Origin of the sequence: Ramlibacter aquaticus (assembly GCF_015159745.1) — a bacterium.
Taxonomy (GTDB): domain Bacteria; phylum Pseudomonadota; class Gammaproteobacteria; order Burkholderiales; family Burkholderiaceae_C; genus Ramlibacter; species Ramlibacter aquaticus.
Window position 1 is genome coordinate 1 of the sequence record NZ_JADDOJ010000005.1, and the last position, 16,047, is coordinate 16,047.

The window sequence follows — 16,047 nt, forward strand, 5'->3', positions numbered from 1 at the left end:
CATGCGGCGGGCGGCAGCGTCATCGCTCGCGCGGCCTCGGTCTGGCGGGCCCGGAAGGCCTGCAGCTGGGCACGCAGGGCCGCGTCCTGGTTGGCGAGCATGGCCACCGCGAACAGGGCCGCATTGGCCGCGCCCGCGGCGCCGATGGCGAAGGTGGCGACCGGCACGCCCTTGGGCATCTGCACGATGCTGTGCAGTGAATCCACGCCCTGCAGGTGGCGGCTGGCCACCGGCACGCCCAGCACCGGCACCACGGTCTTGGCCGCGAGCATGCCCGGCAGGTGGGCGGCGCCGCCGGCGCCGGCGATGATGGCCGCGAGCCCGCGCGCCTGCGCCGCTTCCGCGTAGGCGAACATGTCGTCCGGCATCCGGTGGGCCGAGACCACCTTCGCTTCGTGCGCGATGCCAAATTCCTGGAGAATCGAGACCGCGTGCTGCATCGTGTCCCAGTCGCTGCTGGAACCCATCACCACGCCAACCTGTACCGAGCTCATGGATGCTCCCAAAGGTTGAATTTTACGGTTCCAGCCCGAGCTGGTCCGGTGGACCCCCAAGAAGAGCCCCACGCCATGATCGACGTCACCCTGGAAAATTTCGAAGCTGAGGTCATCGCGGCCTCCATGACCCAGCCTGTGCTGGTGGACTTCTGGGCGACCTGGTGCGGGCCCTGCAAGGTCATAGGCCCCATCCTGGAGAAGCTGGAGGCCGACTACGGCGGCCGCTTCAAGCTGGCCAAGATCGACTCCGACGAGCAGCAGCAGCTGGCCGCCGCCTTCGGCATCCGCAGCATCCCGACCGTCATCCTGATGATGAACGGCCAGCCGGTGGACGGCTTCATGGGCGCGCTGCCCGAGGGCAAGGTGCGCGAATTCCTGGACAAGCACCTGCCCGAGGGCGGTGACGCGGACCTGCCCGAGGAGGAGCCCGAGGTCGAGGCCGCCCCGCAGGACGCCGGCGCCGTGCTGGAGAAGCTGCAGCATGCCGTGGCCACCGACCCGGCCAACGACGACGCGCGCGCCGACTACGTCAAGGCCCTGCTGCAGGCCGGCAGGCCGCACGAGGCGGCGCAGGCTTTCGAGCCGGTGGCGGGCAAGGCCGCCCTGGAGCGCCGCTTCGAGTCGCTGGAGCGGGTGATCGACGCCTTCGCCTTCGCGGCCAGCCACGAGGGCCAAGGCGACTTCGACGGCCGCATCGTGGCCAACAAGCGCGACTTCGAGGCCCGCTTCGGCAAGGCCCGCCAGCTGATCGCCGCGCGCCGCTGGACCGAGGCCATGGACGAGCTGCTGGAGATCCTGATGCGCGACAAGGCCTGGCACGAGGACCTGGCGCGCAAGACCTACATCGCGGTGCTGGACATCATCGAGCCGCCCCGGCCCAAGGTCGCCGACGGCCAGATCCCGCCGGACGACCCGACGGTGGCCAGCTACCGCCGGCGGCTGTCCAGCGTCGTGCTGAGCTGAAGGGCCGGGCCTGGCGGCCTTCCCCATGACGAAGGGCCACCCCAGGGTGGCCCTTCGTGCTTGCGGCGGCCGGGACGGGATCGTCCGCCGGCCCGGGTCAGACGATGGCCTGCCGGTCCGGGAAGGCCTTCTGCCAGCGCAGCACCTCGACGCGCTCGCGCAAGCCCTGGACCCAGAACGGATCGGTGGCGAACAGGGCCCGGACGGCCTGCTCGCTTTCGGCCTCCACGATCCAGAGTCCGCCCACGGGGCGGTCGTCCCCGGGGTCGCGCAGCGAGCCGCCCACCAGCACCTGGTCCTGGTGGGCGTCCAGCCACGCCACATGCGCGGGCAGGTACGCGTGGCGCACGGGCAGGCGGTCGGGTCGGTCGTGGAATCGAACGGCAAACAGCATCAGGCCACTCCGGTGTCGGTCAGCACCCGCCAGGCTCCGGCGCCCGCTCAGGCCGTCAGGCGCTGCAGGGCTTCGCGGTACTTGGCGGCGGTCTTCTCGATCACGTCCTGCGGCAGACGCGGGGCGGGCGGGGTCTTGTCCCAGGGCTTGCCGTTCACCCGCACCTGTTCCAGCCAGTCGCGCACGAACTGCTTGTCGTAGCTGGGCGGGTTCTCGCCGCGCTCGAAGGCCGCCTGGTAGCCCTCCACCGGCCAGTAGCGCGAGGAATCGGGCGTGAGCACCTCGTCCATCAGCACCAGCGTGCCCGCATCGTCCAGGCCGAATTCGAACTTGGTGTCGGCGATGATCATGCCCTTGCTGAGCGCGAAGTCGGCCGCTTCCTTGTAGATGCGGATGCTGGTGTCGCGGATCTTCGCCGCCAGCTCGGGGCCCACCACGGCCACCACCTGGTCGAAGGAGATGTTCTCGTCGTGCTCGCCCGCCGCCGCCTTGGCGGCCGGCGTGAAGATGGGCTCGGGCAGCTTGCTGGCGTTCTTCAGGCCCGCCGGCAGGGGCACGCCGCAGACCGATTGCGTGTCCTGGTATTCCTTCCAGCCGCTGCCGGCCAGGTAGCCCCGCACCACGGCCTCGACCGGGATGGGCTTGAGCCGCTGGACCAGCATGGCGCGGCCGCGCACCTGGGCCGCCTCGTCGGGGCGCACCACGGACTCGGGCGCCTGCCCGGTGAGGTGGTTGGGGCAGATGTGGCCCAGCCGCGCGAACCAGAACAGCGCCATCTGCGTCAGCAGCTCGCCCTTGCCCGGGATGGGCTCGCCCATGATCACGTCGAACGCCGAGAGCCGGTCGCTCGCCACCATGAGGATGCGGTCCTCGCCCACGGCGTAGTTGTCGCGGACCTTGCCACGCGCGAGCAGGGGCAGCGAGTTGATGTTGGAGGTGTGCAGGGCGTTCATGGCAGCAAGAAAAAAGGCCCGGGATGCCCCGGGCCTTCGATTATCGCGCGCTGGCGCGCGCCGGCTCAGTGGACGACCTGGGCCAGTTCGCCCTTGGCGTACTTGGCGGCCACGACCTGCAGGCTCTCGCCCTTGATCTTGCCGGCCTGGCCCTCGCAGCCGAACTGGAGGTAGCGCTGCTTGCACACCTGCTTGGCGGCCTCGCGTGCGGGCTTGAGCCATTCGCGGGCGTCGAACTTCTCCGGGTTCTCGGCCAGGAACTTGCGCACCGCGCCCGTCATCGCGAGGCGGATGTCGGTGTCGATGTTGATCTTGCGCACGCCGTACTTGATGGCTTCCTGGATCTCCTCGACCGGCACGCCGTAGGTCTCCTTCATCTGGCCGCCGTACTGGCGGATCTGCGCCAGCAGCTCCTGCGGCACCGAGGAGGAACCGTGCATCACCAGGTGGGTGTTGGGGATGCGGCGGTGGATTTCCTTGATGCGATCGATCGCCAGAATGTCGCCCGTGGGCTTGCGGGTGAACTTGTAGGCGCCGTGGCTGGTGCCGATGGCGATGGCCAGCGCGTCCAGCTGCGTCTTCTTGACGAAGTCGGCGGCCTGCTCGGGGTCGGTCAGCAGCTGCTCGCGCGTCATGGTCGCGTCGGTGCCGTGGCCATCTTCCTTGTCGCCCTTCATGGTCTCCAGCGAGCCCAGGCAGCCGAGTTCGCCTTCCACCGTCACGCCCAGCAGGTGGGCCATGTCCACCACCTTGCGGGTGACGTCCACGTTGTACTCGTAGCTGGCGATGGTCTTGCCGTCGGCCTGCAGCGAGCCGTCCATCATCACCGAGGAGAAGCCGAGCTTGATCGCGCCGGCGCACACGTCGGGGTTCTGGCCGTGGTCCTGGTGCATCACCAGCGGGATCTCGGGGTATTGCTCGATGGCGGCCAGGATCAGGTGCTTGATGAAGGGCTCGCCCGCGTACTTGCGCGCACCGGCGCTGGCCTGCAGGATCACCGGCGCGCCGGTTTCCTTCGCGGCCTCCATCACGGCCTGAACCTGCTCCAGGTTGTTGACGTTGAAGGCCGGAATGCCATAGCCGTTCGTGGCGGCATGGTCCAGCAGTTCGCGCATGGAAACGAGAGGCATGGTGCGATCCTGAAGAGCTTGAAAGAGGGCTGCGCCCGTACGGCCGGCACAGAACAGTCAGATTTTAGCGACCCGGCCAGGCCAGGCGGCCTCGTGTAACAGCCTGAACGGGCCACAGCCCGAAGAAGGGCCCGAGCGGTGCAACACGCGGCGAGCGCCTACCCGGCTCAAAGAGCGCCGAAGGCCCTCAGAGCGGAGCCGCGAAACAGCGTGCAGCGGCCCGCCCCCTTGATGAATTCCGGGTCCCCCGGAATTCATCAACTGACTAGTCAGTTTGAAAACGCAGCAGCGTTTTCAAACTGCACGGCAAATTTTGAGCATGTTGGTCCCCCCCGGCGCACCCATGGGCTCGCCGCAGGTGATGACGTAGATGTCCCCGCTGGTGACGATGCCGCGCTTCTTCAGGTGCGCCTCGGCCTCGGCCAGCGCCGTGTCGCGCTCGGCGCTCTGGTCCACCAGCAGGGGGCGCACGTTGCGGTACATGGCCATGCGGCGCTGCGTGACCAGCTTGGTCGTCAGCGCGTAGATCGGGATGTGGATGCGGTGCCGGCTCATCCACAGCGCGGTCGAGCCCGAGTCGGTCAGCGCAACGATGGCCTTGCAGCCCAGGTGGTGGGCCGTGAACAGCGCGCCGATGGCGATCGACTGGTCGATGCGCGAGAAGCTCATGCCGGAGAAATCGGCGTCCAGCCGCACGTCCTCGGCCTTCTCCGCTTCCGAGCAGATGTTGGCCATCTCCACGATGGTCTCCAGCGGGTACTTGCCGGCGGCGGTTTCGGCGCTGAGCATCACCGCGTCGGTGCCGTCCAGCACCGCGTTGGCCACGTCGCTCACCTCGGCGCGGGTGGGCACCGGGTTGGTGATCATGGACTCCATCATCTGCGTGGCGGTGATGACGAACTTGTCGTGCTCGCGGGCGAGCCGGATCATGCGCTTTTGCAGCGCGGGCACGGCCGCGTTGCCGACCTCCACTGCCAGGTCGCCGCGCGCGACCATGATGCCGTCGCTGGCCTTGAGGATGGATTCCAGGTTGGGGATGGCCTCGGCGCGCTCGATCTTGGCGATCAGGCCGGGCTTGTGCCGCGCCTCCGCCCCGGCGACGTTGCACAGCTGGCGCGCCATCTCCATGTCGGTGGCGTTCTTGGGGAAGCTCACGGCCACGTAGTCGGCCTGGAAGCTCATCGCGGTGCGGATGTCCTCCATGTCCTTGGCGGTGAGTGCCGGCGCCGTCAGGCCGCCGCCCAGCTTGTTGATGCCCTTGTTGTTGGAGAGCTCGCCGCCCAGCTTGACGGTGGTGTGCACCTGCTCGCCGGCGACCCGGTCCACGGTGAGCACGATCAGCCCGTCGTTGAGCAGCAGCAGGTCGCCGGGCTTCACGTCGCGCGGCAGCTCCTTGTAGTCCAGGCCCACGCCATGGAGGTCGCCGGGCGCGGTGCGCGCGGCATCGAGCACGAACTTCTCGCCCGGCGCCAGCTGGACCTTGCCCTCGGCGAACTTGCCGACGCGGATCTTGGGGCCTTGCAGGTCGGCCATGATGGCCACCTCGCGCCCGGCGCGCTGGGCGGCCTGGCGCACCAGCGTGGCCCGGTCGATGTGGTCCTGCGCCTTGCCGTGGCTGAAATTGAGGCGCACGACGTTGACGCCGGCGCGGATCATCTGTTCGAGAAGCTGCGGGTCGCTGGAGGCGGGACCCAGGGTGGCAACGATCTTGGTGGCGCGACGGGCCATGGCTCTTCCGTGGTGGTGCAGGGTGCGGGATGCAGGCAGCCATTGTGGCCCATGACCGGGGCCGCCCTGCCTTGCGGGCACGATCGCGGCCCGATGTCCCCCAGGCATGGAAAAGTGGGCTTGCCGGCGCCTGGCCGCGAGCCCGGGGGAGAGGAACAGACTCAGGCCGCGGCGCGGCGCGACAGGATCTCGAAGGCGGGCAGGGTCTTGCCTTCCAGCACCTCGAGGAAGGCGCCGCCGCCGGTGCTGATGTAGCCCACGTCCTTCTCGATGCCGTACTTGGCGATGGCGGCCAGGGTGTCGCCGCCGCCGGCGATGCTGAAGGCGTCCGAGGCCGCGATCGCCCGGGCAATCGTTTCCGTGCCGTGCGAGAAGGCCTCGAACTCGAAGACGCCCACCGGGCCGTTCCAGACGATGGTGCCCGCCGACTCGAGCTGCGCAGCCAGGCGCTTCGCGGTCTCGGGGCCGATGTCCAGGATCAGGTCGTCGGCCTCCACCGCCGAGGCCGCCTTCACGGTGGCCGGCGCGTCGGCGGCGAAGGTCTTGGCGGTGACCACGTCGCTGGGGATGGGCACCTCGGCGCCGCGCGCCTTCATGGCCTCGATCACGGCGCGGGCGTCGCCCACCAGGTCGGGCTCGGCCAGCGACTTGCCGATGGGCAGGCCGGCGGCCAGCATGAAGGTGTTGGCGATGCCGCCGCCCACGATCAGGCGGTCCACCTTGGCAGCCAGCGACTGAAGAATGGTGAGCTTGGTCGACACCTTGGAGCCGGCGACGATCGCGGCCAGCGGGCGTCGCGGGTGCGCCAGGGCCTGGGTGATGGCGTCGATCTCGGCCGCCAGCAGCGGGCCCGCGCAGGCGAGCGTGGCGTATTCGGCGATGCCGTAGGTCGACGCCTCGGCGCGGTGGGCGGTACCGAAGGCGTCGTGCACGAAGATGTCGCACAGCGCGGCCAGCTTCTTGGCCAGCTCGGGGTTGTTCTTCTTCTCGCCCTTGTTGAGGCGGCAGTTCTCCAGCAGCACGAGCTGGCCGGGCTGAACCTGCACGCCATCCACCCAGTCACGCACCAGGGGCACCTCGCGGCCCAGAAGTTCGGACAGGCGCTGGGCCACGGGGGCCAGCGAATCCTCGGGCTTGAACTCGCCCTCGGTGGGCCGGCCCAGGTGCGAGGTGACCATCACCGCCGCGCCGGCGTCCAGCGCCATGCGGATGCAGGGAATGGAGGCGCGGATGCGGGTGTCCTCGGTGATGCGGCCGGCATCGTCCTGCGGCACGTTGAGGTCGGCGCGGATGAACACGCGCTGGCCGCGCGCGCGGCCCTGGGCGCAAAGGTCGGAAAAACGCAGGACTTGCATGGAGTCTCTTCGGATCGGTTGGACGGAAACCGAAGATTCTAGAAGCCGCGCCTTCCAGGCCGCTGACCCGGCCGGGCTACCAGCCCAGCCCCAGGTGCAGGGGCAGGTAGACCGCCATGCCGCCGACGATGGTGAGCAGCACGTTGCGGCGCCAGAAGTACAGCAGCGCGCCCACGGGCGCGGCGAAGAGGCGCGCGTCCAGCACGCTGGGCACCAGGTGGCCGGCCGTCATCACGATCTCGGGGGCGATCACGCCCGCCAGGGCCGCGGCCGGGGCGTAGTGCAACGCGCGCTCGGCCCAGGCCGGCAGCGACCAGGGCCGGTCCAGGATGAAGAAGAAACACCGGGTGAGCACGGTCACCGCGGCCATGCCGAGGATGACCGCGTAGGTCCAGGTCTCGCTGCGGGCCATCAGGCGGCGCTCCGAAATGCGGTCATGCCGGCTCCCCCGCCGCCAGCCGCGGGTCGCGCTTCTCCAGCACGGAGCACAGCAGCACCGCCGCCGCGATCGCGACCACGATGTTCAGCTTGAGCGGCAGCGCATACGCGGCTACGGACGCGCTGCCCGCCACCAGCACCGCCAGCCGGCGCAGCGCCGTGTTGGCCAGGGCGCAGAGCACGCCCACCAGGCACAGCACCCCGGCGAAACCCAGCCCCCACGCGGCCGGGATCAGGTTGCCCAGCGCGATGCCGATCACGCTGGCGATCATCCACGCGCACCAGGTGACGCAGTAGTTGCCGCTGAGGTAGGCCTCCTGCTCGCGGTGCTGCTGCGGCGTGGTGCCCGGCGTGGGGAAGCGCCGGGTGAAGAGGGCGTAGCTCATGTCGGCCGTGAGGTAGCCGTTGGCCAGGCGGCGCCAGCGCGGCAGGTGCATGAGGTAGGGCCGCAGGTGCAGGCTGAAGACCACGAAGCGCAGGTTCACGCAGAACGCGGTCGCGAAGATGACCCAGGCCGGCGCGCCGGCCACGATCAGCGGGATGGCGGCCAGCTGCGAGCTGCCGGCATAGACCAGGAAGGTCATGGCCAGGGCCTCGCCCACGCTCATGCCCGACTTCACCATGGCGACGCCGGTCATCAGGCCCCACGCGGCGATGCCGGTGGCCAGCGGGGCCATGTTGCGCGCGGCCTGGCGGAACGCCGGGTGGCGGAAATTCTCGGGCAGGAAGAACACGCTCAGCCGCCCAGCACGGCGCCCGGCGCCAGGGGGAAGCCGCGCAGGAAGTCGGCCGCGGGCAGGCGCTTGCCGCCGGCACGCTGCAGCACCCGCAGGCGCAGGGCGCCCTGGCCGCACTGCACGTCGATGCCCCCGGGCCCGGCGGCCAGCACCGTGCCGGGCGCCGCACCCGGCGGCGCGTCCAGGGGTTCGGCCTGCCAGACCTTGATGGCCTCGCCGGCGCACTGGGTGCCCGCGCCGGGCGCCGGGTTGAAGGCCCGGATGCGGCGGTCCAGCACGGCCGCGGCCTGGGACCAGTCGAGCCAGGCTTCGGCCTTGTCGATCTTGGCCGCGTAGGTGACGCCCTCGGCCGGCTGCTTCACCGGCTTCAGGCCGCCGCAGGCGGCCAGTTCCAGGGCCTCCACCGCCAGCCGGGCGCCCAGCACCGCCAGCCGGTCGTGCAGGCTGCCCGTGGTGTCCTGCGGGGCGATGGGCACGCGCTCGGCCAGCAGCATGTCCCCGGTGTCCAGCCCCGCGTCCATCTGCATCAGGGTGACGCCGGTCTCGGCATCCCCGGCCTCGATCGCCCGGTGGATGGGCGCCGCGCCGCGCCAGCGGGGCAGCAGCGAGGCGTGGATGTTGAGGCAGCCCAGGCGCGGCAGGTCCAGCACCCACTGCGGCAGGATGAGCCCGTATGCGGCGACCACCATGGCGTCGGGGCGCGCGGCCTGCAGCACCTCGCGGGCGGCCTGCGCCTCATCGGGATACTTGCCGTCCAGGCGCAGGCTGCGCGGCTGTGCCACCGGGAAGCCCTGTTCCAGGGCGAAGGCCTTCACGGGCGAAGGCTGCAGCTTCAGGCCGCGGCCCGCGGGGCGGTCCGGCTGCGTCAGCACCAGGGGGATCTCGAAGCCGGCGGCGTGCAGCCGCGCCAGGGCCTCGCGCGCAAACTCGGGCGTGCCGGCGAAGACGACGCGCATCAGTCCCGCTCGGACCGGGAGCCGCGGAATTCCATGCCGGCCTGGGTGCGCCGCACCACGCCGGCCGCATCCAGGTAGACCCAGTAGAGCATGTCCGCGCCGCCGGCATCGCGCCAGCGGTAGTTGAGGATGGGCCCGCTCCAGCTCGCGACGGCGTCGACCTGGGCCGGCGGCCCGAACTCGCGCTCCACGTCCTCGCGGGTCCAGCGGTCAACCGCGATGCGGCGGAACCCGTCCTCGGTCAGCACCTGTTCGGCCCGGGTCACCCGTCCGGCGGCATCCAGGTCCACCATCCAGGCCTGCTGGCCGAAAGGCTGGCGGCTGTACTGCAGGCGCTGGCCGGACGGCAGCGCGACGACACGGGTCGGCCGGCCGAAGCGGGCGATGACGCTGTCACCGCTCTGGCCCACCGCCGGGGCGTCGAACGGCCCGCCGGCGCAGCCGCCCAGCAGCGCCAGCGCCAGGGTCAGGGGAAGCAGCAGCGTTCGCACGGGCAGGCCCAGCCGCGGCATCAGGCGCGCTCGGTCTCGCGGCGCGACTTCAGCATCTTGGACTTGATGCGGTTGCGCTTGAGCGGCGACAGGTATTCGACGAAGACCTTGCCCAGCAGGTGGTCCATCTCGTGCTGGATGCACACGGCCAGCAGGCCCTCGGCCTCGATCTCGCGCGCCCGGCCCTCTTCGTCCAGGGCGCGCACGCGCACGGCCACGGACCGCTCCACGCCGTCGTAGATGCCCGGCACGGACAGGCAGCCCTCCTCGTTCAGGAGCTTGTCCTCGCTGGCCCACAGGATCTCGGGGTTCACCAGCACCAGCGGCTGGTTGCGGTCCTCGGACACGTCGATCACCACCAGGCGCTCGTGCACGTCCACCTGGGTGGCCGCCAGGCCGATGCCGTTGGCTTCGTGCATGGTCTCCAGCATGTCGGCGATCAGGGTGCGCACGCGCGCGTCCACCGCCTGCACCGGCTTGGCGACGGTGTGGAGCTTGGGGTCGGGATAGCGGAGGATGGGAAGTAGTGCCATGGGAACCTGCAGGTGTCGCTATTTTCGCCACTTTTGGGCGGCGACGCAGTCCTCAAGAGGCATAAACGTTGCCCAATCAAGGGCTTGGGCCCAGAATCAGCTGTACTTTGTCAAGACCTTGTGACGGCCCGGCAGCGCCAGGCCGCCCTACGCCGCACATGAAGAAATACCGCCAGAACCCTTCGCCGACCGCCCGGGATCCGCTCGCACGCGCCACCCGGGCCCTGGGCTGGGGGTTGGCCCTGGCGGCTTTCGCCATCGGGCTGCCGGCCCAGGCACAGTCGCAGCCGGCCGGCTCGCGCTTCCCGGTCACCCCGGGCCAACGCGCCACCGCGCAGCAGGTCGCCAGCGCCGGCGTGCCCCTGTCCGAACTGTCGCCCAACGCGCCCGAGCGCTACACCGTCAAGCGCGGGGACACCCTGTGGGCGGTGTCCGGGCTGTTCCTGAAGTCGCCCTGGCGCTGGCCCGAGCTGTGGGGCATGAACCTGCAGGAAATCCGCAACCCGCACCTGATCTACCCCGGCCAGCTGCTGGTCCTGGAAAAGCAGGACGGCATGGCCCGGCTGCGCGTGGGCCAAGCCCCCGACGGCCAGGCGCCGACCGAGGTGGTCCGCCTGTCGCCCCGGGTGCGGGCCGAGCCGCTGGCCGATTCGGCCATCCCGGCGCTGCAGCTCAACCTGATCGAGGCCTTCCTCACCGAGCCGCTCATCGTCGACGAGGCCACCCTGAACGCCGCGCCGCGCATCGTCGCCGCGCCGGAGAACCGGGTCATGATCACCCGTGGCGACCGGGCCTACGCCCGCGGCCTCGCGGCGACCCCGCTCAAGCTCACGCAGGCCGGCCGCAGCGACGACTTCCGCGTCTTCCGCAACGCCAAGCCGCTGCGCGACCCGGCCGACCCGAAGCGCGTGCTGGGCTACGAGGCCGAGTACCTGGGCCAGGCCCAGCTGGTGCGCAGCGAAAGCAGCGTAGCCGGTGCCGGCGGCAAGGCGGCGGTGGTGCCCGCCACCATCGACATCGTGACCGCCAAGGAGGAGATGCGCGTGGGCGACCGGCTGCTGCCCGAGCCGCCGCGCCAGTTCCCCAGCTACGTGCCGCATGCGCCGCAGGGCCTGGGCCCGGGCCGCATCGTGTCCGTCTACGGCGACGCGGTGTCCGTCGCCGGCCAGAACCAGGTCGTGGTCATCGACAAGGGCAGCGCCGACGGCATCGAGCCGGGCCATGTGTTCGCCATCCTCAAGGACGGCCGCAGCCTGGAAGACCGCACGCAGGAGGGCGAGCGCGCCCAGATGCAGCTGCCGGACGAGCGCAACGGCCTGCTGATGGTGTTCCGCCCCTTCGAGCACCTGTCGTACGCGCTCATCCTCGAGATCACCGACACGGTCAAGGTCGGCGACCGGGTCGCCAGCCCGCGCTGAGCGCGCGGGCGTTGCAGCCATGGACCGGTCGTCGCTGGCCGGCTGGCTGCGCCTCCTGCTGACCCCCGGCCTGGGCCGCTCCACGGCCCGCAGGCTGCTCGCGGCCTTCGGCCTGCCCGACGCCGTCTTCGAGGCCGACACCGAGGCCCTGCAGGCCCTGCTGGGCAGCAGCCTGGCCCGGTCGCTGGCCCAGGTGCCCGAGGCCCTGGGCCCTGCGGTGGAGGACACCCTGGCCTGGCTCGCACAGCCGCCCGGCGCCGCATCGCCCCAGGCCTCGCGCGCCGTCATCGCGCTGGGTGACCCGCTCTACCCCCCGCTGCTGCTCGCCACCGAGGACCCGCCGCTGCTGCTCTTCGCCCAGGGGCGCCTGGACCGCTTGCAGACGCCCGGCGGGTGGCCGCGCGCCGTGGCCATCGTCGGCAGTCGCAACCCGACGGCGCAGGGCGCCGACCACGGGCTCGCCTTCGCCCGCAGCCTGGCCCAGGCCGGGCTCTGCGTGGTGTCGGGCATGGCCCTGGGCGTGGATGCGGCGGCGCATGAAGGGGCGCTGCAGGGCGGCGCCGCGGGCGCCCTGCGCACGGTGGCGGTGCTGGGCACCGGCCTGGACCGGGTCTACCCGGCCCGCCACGCCGACCTGGCCGCCCGCATCGCCGACCAGGGCCTGCTGCTGAGCGAGTTCCTACTGGGAACGCCCCCGCTGGCGCAGAACTTCCCGCAGCGCAACCGCATCATCTCGGGCCTGGCGCAGGGCACGCTGGTGGTGGAGGCCACCCTCAGATCGGGCTCGCTGGTGACCGCGCGCATGGCGGCCGAGCAGGGGCGCGAGGTGTTCGCCATCCCGGGCTCGGTCCATGCGCCGCAGTCACGCGGCTGCCATGCGCTGATCCGCCAGGGCGCCCAGCTGGTGGAGACGGCCCAGGACGTGCTGGACGGGCTGCACGTCCAGGCGCCGCCCGGCGCGGCCGCGGCGCCCGCGCCGTCGCCGGGCGTGCGCCGGGACCCGGTGCTGGAGGTGCTGGGCCACGACCCCATGAGCCTGGACGGCCTGGTGGCGCGCTGCGGCTGGCCGGCCTCGGCGCTGCTGCCGCGACTGCTGGAACTGGAGCTCGAGGGTCGCGTGGCGCGCCTGCCGGGCGGCCTCTTCCAGCGCCGCGACGCGGCCTGATGCAACATCGCAACAAGCGCAAAGAAAGCAGCGGCCGGGCACGGAACTCCGCTATATTGGATTTCATGTTCGATGTACTCGTCTTCGTCTACGAACATTACTGGCGCGGCGATGTGTGCCCCGAGCTCCAGCAGCTCGAGCGCAAGCTCAGCGCCCACGGCTTCGATGCCGATGAAATCCATGCGGCCTTGAGCTGGCTCGACGGCCTGAATTTCGCCGCCCAGCACGCCTCGGCCGACCCGGGCCCGCGCGAGCCTGCGGGCGCCCCTGGCAGCATGCGCATCTACTCGGTGGCCGAACAGGACCACCTGGGCGCCGAGTGCCTGGGCTTCATTTCCTTCCTGGAGGGCGCGGGCGTGCTGCCCCCGGCCATGCGCGAGATCGTCGTCGACCGCGCCATGGCGGCCCCGGGCGACCCGGTCGCGCTCGACGAGCTGAAGATCATCGTCATGATGGTCTACTGGAGCTTCGGCCACGAGCCCGACGCGCTCGTGCTGGACGAGCTCTGCGAGCCCGCCACCGGCCGGCTCGCCCACTGAAGCCCCGCCTCAGGCCTCCAGCAGGCGCTCCGGGTTGGCGTCCAGCTTGGCCAGCGCGTCGCGCGTGGCCCGTACCGTCAGCGCCTCTTCCTCGACCGGCAGCAACAGGCCCGCCTGCAGGTAGGCGGCCAGGCGCTTGACCTGCACCAGGTAGCTGCGGCCGCCGGGTGCGGCGAACAGGTGCAGCTGGCCGCGCTCGCTGCGCCACACGTACTGCACCTGGGCCACCCGGCCGTTGTGGTCCAGCGAGAACCAGGTGCCCAGCTGCAGCTCGTTGGCCCAGGCCATCATGGCCTGGCTGGGCTGCGAGCCGCCGTCGGCCACGACCTCGATCATGGAGGCGTCCATGCCCAGCATCATCTCGATGCTCTCGGCGTCCAGCGGCAGGTCGGTGGCCGGGTCGGTCGCCACGTAGTCCTCCAAGTGGACGAGGCGCCGGGCCATCTCTTCCACGCGCGCGCGGGGGATGGCTTCGGTCTTGGACATGAAGGCGTCGGCCAGGGTGTCGCCGATGGCCTTGATGTGGCCTTCCTGTTCCTCGCCCTGGATGCCCACCAGCGTCATGCCCGCGCGCAGGCGCTGCAGCAGGCCCGGCAGGTCCTGGATGACCTGAGCGCGTTCGGTGCGGTTGGGCTTGGCGCCCGCCGACCAGACCAGCTCGGAGGCGGCGCGCTTGAGCGCGAGCGTCTCGTCGTGCTGCGGTCCGTGGCGCACCGCGGCCAGGGCCAGCACCTCGGCCCAGACCTTGAAGAGGAAGTCGCGGATCTCCTCGGGCACGGGCATGCCCTCGAGCAGGCTGCGCATCTCGATGGTGTACTGGATCGCCAGCGTTTCCTTCTGCTCGACCTGCTGCGCGACGCTGACCACCTTCTGCGTGGCGCCCTTCTCGGTGAGGTAGCGCGCGAGGAACTTCTGGAATTCCTCGTACACGAGCTGGAACACGCGGCGGCCGGTCTCCGGGTACTGCTCGATCACCTGCACGACGCGCTTGATCTCGATCTCCAGCGCGCTGCCGCCGATGCTCGCGGCGTCGAAGCCGAGCACGCAGGAGCCCATGCGGTCGATCAGGAGGCGCGCCGGGTGCTCCAGCGTCCCGAAAAATTCAGGCTCGGCCAGGGCCACGCGCAGGACCGGCATCTGCAGGCGCGCGAACCACACCCGCACCGCGGGCGGTATGCGCTCCTCGGACAGGATGCTCTGGAACATGAGCGCCACGATCTCGATGGTGGCCTTCTCGGAGGTGGTGGAGGCCTTCTTCTTGAGCTCGCCCGTCTTGCGCCGCAGGTCACCGGCAACGCGCTCGACCGCAGCGTTGTCATAGGGCGTGTCCTCGTCGCCGGCGCGCGTCATGGGATGCGTGCTGCCGGCGTCCAGCGGGGCGTCGGCGGGCTGGGTGGTCTCCTGCGCGCGCAGCGCGGCCGCCAGGCCGGGCGAGATCGGGGGCGCGGTGTCGCCGCCCGAGGCGGAGAAGCCGGCCACGCGATCGGTGAGCAGGCGCCGCAGCTGGCCCAGCACGCCGGTCGCGCGGGCGCGAACCCGGGCCAGGGGCGGGCTGCTGGTCATGAGGCGGGTTTCCTCGTGCACCCCACCGCTGTCGCCGGGCGAAGCCCCGCCCTGGGACGCGCCGCCGGGCTGCTGCCCGCGGCCCGCGCCGCCCGCCGGCGAGCCGCCCGGCGCCGCGGCGCCCATGGCGCCCGCCGGGCCCGAGGGAAACCCTGCGCTGCCGCTGCCCTGCGCGCCACCGAAGCCGCCACCGCGTGCGGCACCCGGGCCCCAGCCCGCGGCCGATGGGCCGGCCGCCGCGGCCCCGCCCGGGCCCGCGGGTCCGCCGGCGTAGCCCGGCCCGCCCGCGTAACCTACCGGACCGCCCGCGTAACCTGCCGGACCGCCCGCGTAACCTGCCGGGCCGGCGGCATGGCCTGCCGCGCCGCCGCCCTGGCCGCCGCCTGCCGCGCCCGCGTAGCCCCCGGGGAAGCCGCCGGCGGCTGCAGAGCCAGCCGGGCCGCCCTGCCAGGCGCCGCTCCAGCCCGTGCTGTCCTGTGCATCGGCCGGGCCCTCGGGCGCCCCGGGGCCACGGCGGCCCGCGGTCGGGGCGGGGGCGCGGCGAACCCGCTTGCTCAGGTCGATGTCGCGCATCACGCCCTGGCCGATGAGGAACTTGTTCAGCTCCGCGTAGGCCTGGGGCACCACCTCCAGCAGCATGCCCTTGACGGTGTCCTGCACCAGTTCGAAGCCGGCGTTCGACAGGCCGGCCGCGCCCCATTGCTCCAGAAGCAGCAGCGACAGGGCCTCGGGCCGAAGGATGTCGCCGGGCTGCTGGTCCTCGCCCTCGAGGTACTGCATGCGCAGCTTGAGGTCGTTGATCTCCCAGGTCGACTTCTCACCAACGGCCAGCGCCAGACGGGAGGAGAGGATCTTTCGCTCCACGACCTCCTCGCCCACCAGTTCGAAGGTCATGGCCTTGAGCCGAACCTGGGCGGTCGCCGTGGCCGGCAGCAGGGCCTGGCGCAGCCCGGCGCCCACGCCTTGCTGCCAGGCCGCCGACCTGCGGTCGAAGGCCATCATGGCGTCCCGGCGCTCCTGCATCTCGCGCGGGTTGCCGACGGCGTTGGAGACCTCCTGCAGGCGCCGCCCCACGGCCTGGACCAGGGCGGGCATGCCGGCCTGCACGCGCGCCACGAACAGCTCACGCGCCTGGCGCGCAAGGCGCGGGCCGGACTCGGGAGGGCGCGGCTGCGACACGGGGATGG

16 protein-coding genes are annotated in these 16,047 nt (G+C 71.4%); 4 read left to right on the forward strand and 12 right to left on the reverse strand.

Annotation, left to right across the window (positions count from 1 at the left end):
• Positions 1 to 494: 5-(carboxyamino)imidazole ribonucleotide mutase (purE, locus tag IM725_RS02230; RefSeq protein WP_193778939.1), on the reverse strand; the 494-nt coding region annotated here is incomplete at its 3' end.
• A gap of 75 nt (positions 495 to 569) precedes the next feature.
• Between purE and trxA the strand changes: the two genes are divergently transcribed.
• Positions 570 to 1,460, forward strand: coding sequence for a thioredoxin (gene trxA / locus IM725_RS02235; RefSeq protein ID WP_193778940.1), 891 nt, complete (start codon positions 570 to 572; stop codon positions 1,458 to 1,460).
• A gap of 97 nt (positions 1,461 to 1,557) precedes the next feature.
• On the opposite strand, the gene IM725_RS02240 is transcribed toward trxA, so the two are convergent.
• The 10 genes from IM725_RS02240 to def form a co-directional block, all read right to left on the reverse strand.
• Positions 1,558 to 1,854, reverse strand: a complete 297-nt coding sequence (locus IM725_RS02240) for a YciI family protein (RefSeq protein WP_193778941.1) — start codon at positions 1,852 to 1,854, stop codon at positions 1,558 to 1,560.
• A 47-nt stretch (positions 1,855 to 1,901) separates the two neighbouring features.
• Positions 1,902 to 2,807 carry a phosphoribosylaminoimidazolesuccinocarboxamide synthase gene (locus IM725_RS02245; RefSeq protein WP_193778942.1) on the reverse strand — a complete coding sequence of 302 codons (906 nt, stop codon included), beginning with the start codon at positions 2,805 to 2,807 and terminating at the stop codon, positions 1,902 to 1,904.
• 65 nt (positions 2,808 to 2,872) lie between these two features.
• Positions 2,873 to 3,937 (reverse strand): class II fructose-bisphosphate aldolase, encoded by a 1,065-nt coding sequence (fba, locus tag IM725_RS02250; RefSeq protein WP_193778943.1) that lies wholly within the window; start codon positions 3,935 to 3,937, stop codon positions 2,873 to 2,875.
• Positions 3,938 to 4,231: 294 nt separating this feature from the next.
• The gene (gene pyk, locus IM725_RS02255) at positions 4,232 to 5,665 is read right to left on the reverse strand and encodes a pyruvate kinase (RefSeq protein ID WP_193778944.1); all 1,434 of its coding nucleotides are present in this window, start codon (positions 5,663 to 5,665) and stop codon (positions 4,232 to 4,234) included.
• 161 nt (positions 5,666 to 5,826) lie between these two features.
• The gene (locus tag IM725_RS02260; protein ID WP_193778945.1) at positions 5,827 to 7,020 is read right to left on the reverse strand and encodes a phosphoglycerate kinase; all 1,194 of its coding nucleotides are present in this window, start codon (positions 7,018 to 7,020) and stop codon (positions 5,827 to 5,829) included.
• 76 nt (positions 7,021 to 7,096) lie between these two features.
• On the reverse strand, positions 7,097 to 7,432 hold the full coding sequence (locus IM725_RS02265; protein ID WP_193778946.1) for an AzlD domain-containing protein: 336 nt from the start codon (positions 7,430 to 7,432) through the stop codon (positions 7,097 to 7,099).
• 22 nt (positions 7,433 to 7,454) lie between these two features.
• Complete coding sequence (locus IM725_RS02270) at positions 7,455 to 8,135, reverse strand: AzlC family ABC transporter permease (protein ID WP_193779009.1); 681 nt, start codon at positions 8,133 to 8,135, stop codon at positions 7,455 to 7,457.
• Between the two features lie 59 nt (positions 8,136 to 8,194).
• The gene (gene fmt / locus IM725_RS02275) at positions 8,195 to 9,151 is read right to left on the reverse strand and encodes a methionyl-tRNA formyltransferase (protein ID WP_193778947.1); all 957 of its coding nucleotides are present in this window, start codon (positions 9,149 to 9,151) and stop codon (positions 8,195 to 8,197) included.
• On the reverse strand, positions 9,151 to 9,663 hold the full coding sequence (locus tag IM725_RS02280) for a hypothetical protein (protein ID WP_193778948.1): 513 nt from the start codon (positions 9,661 to 9,663) through the stop codon (positions 9,151 to 9,153). The genes fmt and IM725_RS02280 overlap by 1 nt, the downstream gene beginning before the upstream one ends.
• Entirely contained in the window at positions 9,663 to 10,175 is a 513-nt protein-coding gene (gene def / locus IM725_RS02285) for a peptide deformylase (RefSeq protein WP_193778949.1), read from the reverse strand. Before def ends, IM725_RS02280 begins: the two co-directional genes overlap by 1 nt.
• A 158-nt stretch (positions 10,176 to 10,333) precedes the next feature.
• Between def and IM725_RS02290 the strand changes: the two genes are divergently transcribed.
• The 3 genes from IM725_RS02290 (at position 10,334) to IM725_RS02300 (ending at position 13,297) form a co-directional block, all read left to right on the forward strand.
• Positions 10,334 to 11,593, forward strand: a complete 1,260-nt coding sequence (locus IM725_RS02290; protein ID WP_193778950.1) for a LysM peptidoglycan-binding domain-containing protein — start codon at positions 10,334 to 10,336, stop codon at positions 11,591 to 11,593.
• A 19-nt stretch (positions 11,594 to 11,612) separates the two neighbouring features.
• Positions 11,613 to 12,758 (forward strand): DNA-processing protein DprA, encoded by a 1,146-nt coding sequence (gene dprA / locus IM725_RS02295; protein WP_193778951.1) that lies wholly within the window; start codon positions 11,613 to 11,615, stop codon positions 12,756 to 12,758.
• Between the two features lie 65 nt (positions 12,759 to 12,823).
• Positions 12,824 to 13,297: a DUF494 family protein gene (locus IM725_RS02300; RefSeq protein WP_193778952.1), complete on the forward strand. Its 474-nt coding sequence runs from the start codon at positions 12,824 to 12,826 to the stop codon at positions 13,295 to 13,297.
• Positions 13,298 to 13,306: 9 nt separating this feature from the next.
• Here the strand turns inward: IM725_RS02300 and IM725_RS02305 are convergent, their stop codons facing one another.
• Positions 13,307 to 16,039 (reverse strand): DUF1631 family protein, encoded by a 2,733-nt coding sequence (locus IM725_RS02305; protein ID WP_193778953.1) that lies wholly within the window; start codon positions 16,037 to 16,039, stop codon positions 13,307 to 13,309.
• Positions 16,040 to 16,047: the final 8 nt, after the last annotated feature.

Coding starts and splice junctions, on each gene's coding strand:
- trxA (WP_193778940.1), top strand. CDS start 570: ATGATCGACGTCACCCTGGAAAATTTCGAAGCTGAGGTCATCGCGGCC.
- IM725_RS02240 (WP_193778941.1), bottom strand. CDS start 1,854: ATGCTGTTTGCCGTTCGATTCCACGACCGACCCGACCGCCTGCCCGTG.
- IM725_RS02245 (WP_193778942.1), bottom strand. CDS start 2,807: ATGAACGCCCTGCACACCTCCAACATCAACTCGCTGCCCCTGCTCGCG.
- fba (WP_193778943.1), bottom strand. CDS start 3,937: ATGCCTCTCGTTTCCATGCGCGAACTGCTGGACCATGCCGCCACGAAC.
- pyk (WP_193778944.1), bottom strand. CDS start 5,665: ATGGCCCGTCGCGCCACCAAGATCGTTGCCACCCTGGGTCCCGCCTCC.
- IM725_RS02260 (WP_193778945.1), bottom strand. CDS start 7,020: ATGCAAGTCCTGCGTTTTTCCGACCTTTGCGCCCAGGGCCGCGCGCGC.
- IM725_RS02265 (WP_193778946.1), bottom strand. CDS start 7,432: ATGGCCCGCAGCGAGACCTGGACCTACGCGGTCATCCTCGGCATGGCC.
- IM725_RS02270 (WP_193779009.1), bottom strand. CDS start 8,135: ATGGCCCCGCTGGCCACCGGCATCGCCGCGTGGGGCCTGATGACCGGC.
- fmt (WP_193778947.1), bottom strand. CDS start 9,151: ATGCGCGTCGTCTTCGCCGGCACGCCCGAGTTTGCGCGCGAGGCCCTG.
- IM725_RS02280 (WP_193778948.1), bottom strand. CDS start 9,663: ATGCCGCGGCTGGGCCTGCCCGTGCGAACGCTGCTGCTTCCCCTGACC.
- def (WP_193778949.1), bottom strand. CDS start 10,175: ATGGCACTACTTCCCATCCTCCGCTATCCCGACCCCAAGCTCCACACC.
- IM725_RS02290 (WP_193778950.1), top strand. CDS start 10,334: ATGAAGAAATACCGCCAGAACCCTTCGCCGACCGCCCGGGATCCGCTC.
- dprA (WP_193778951.1), top strand. CDS start 11,613: ATGGACCGGTCGTCGCTGGCCGGCTGGCTGCGCCTCCTGCTGACCCCC.
- IM725_RS02300 (WP_193778952.1), top strand. CDS start 12,824: ATGTTCGATGTACTCGTCTTCGTCTACGAACATTACTGGCGCGGCGAT.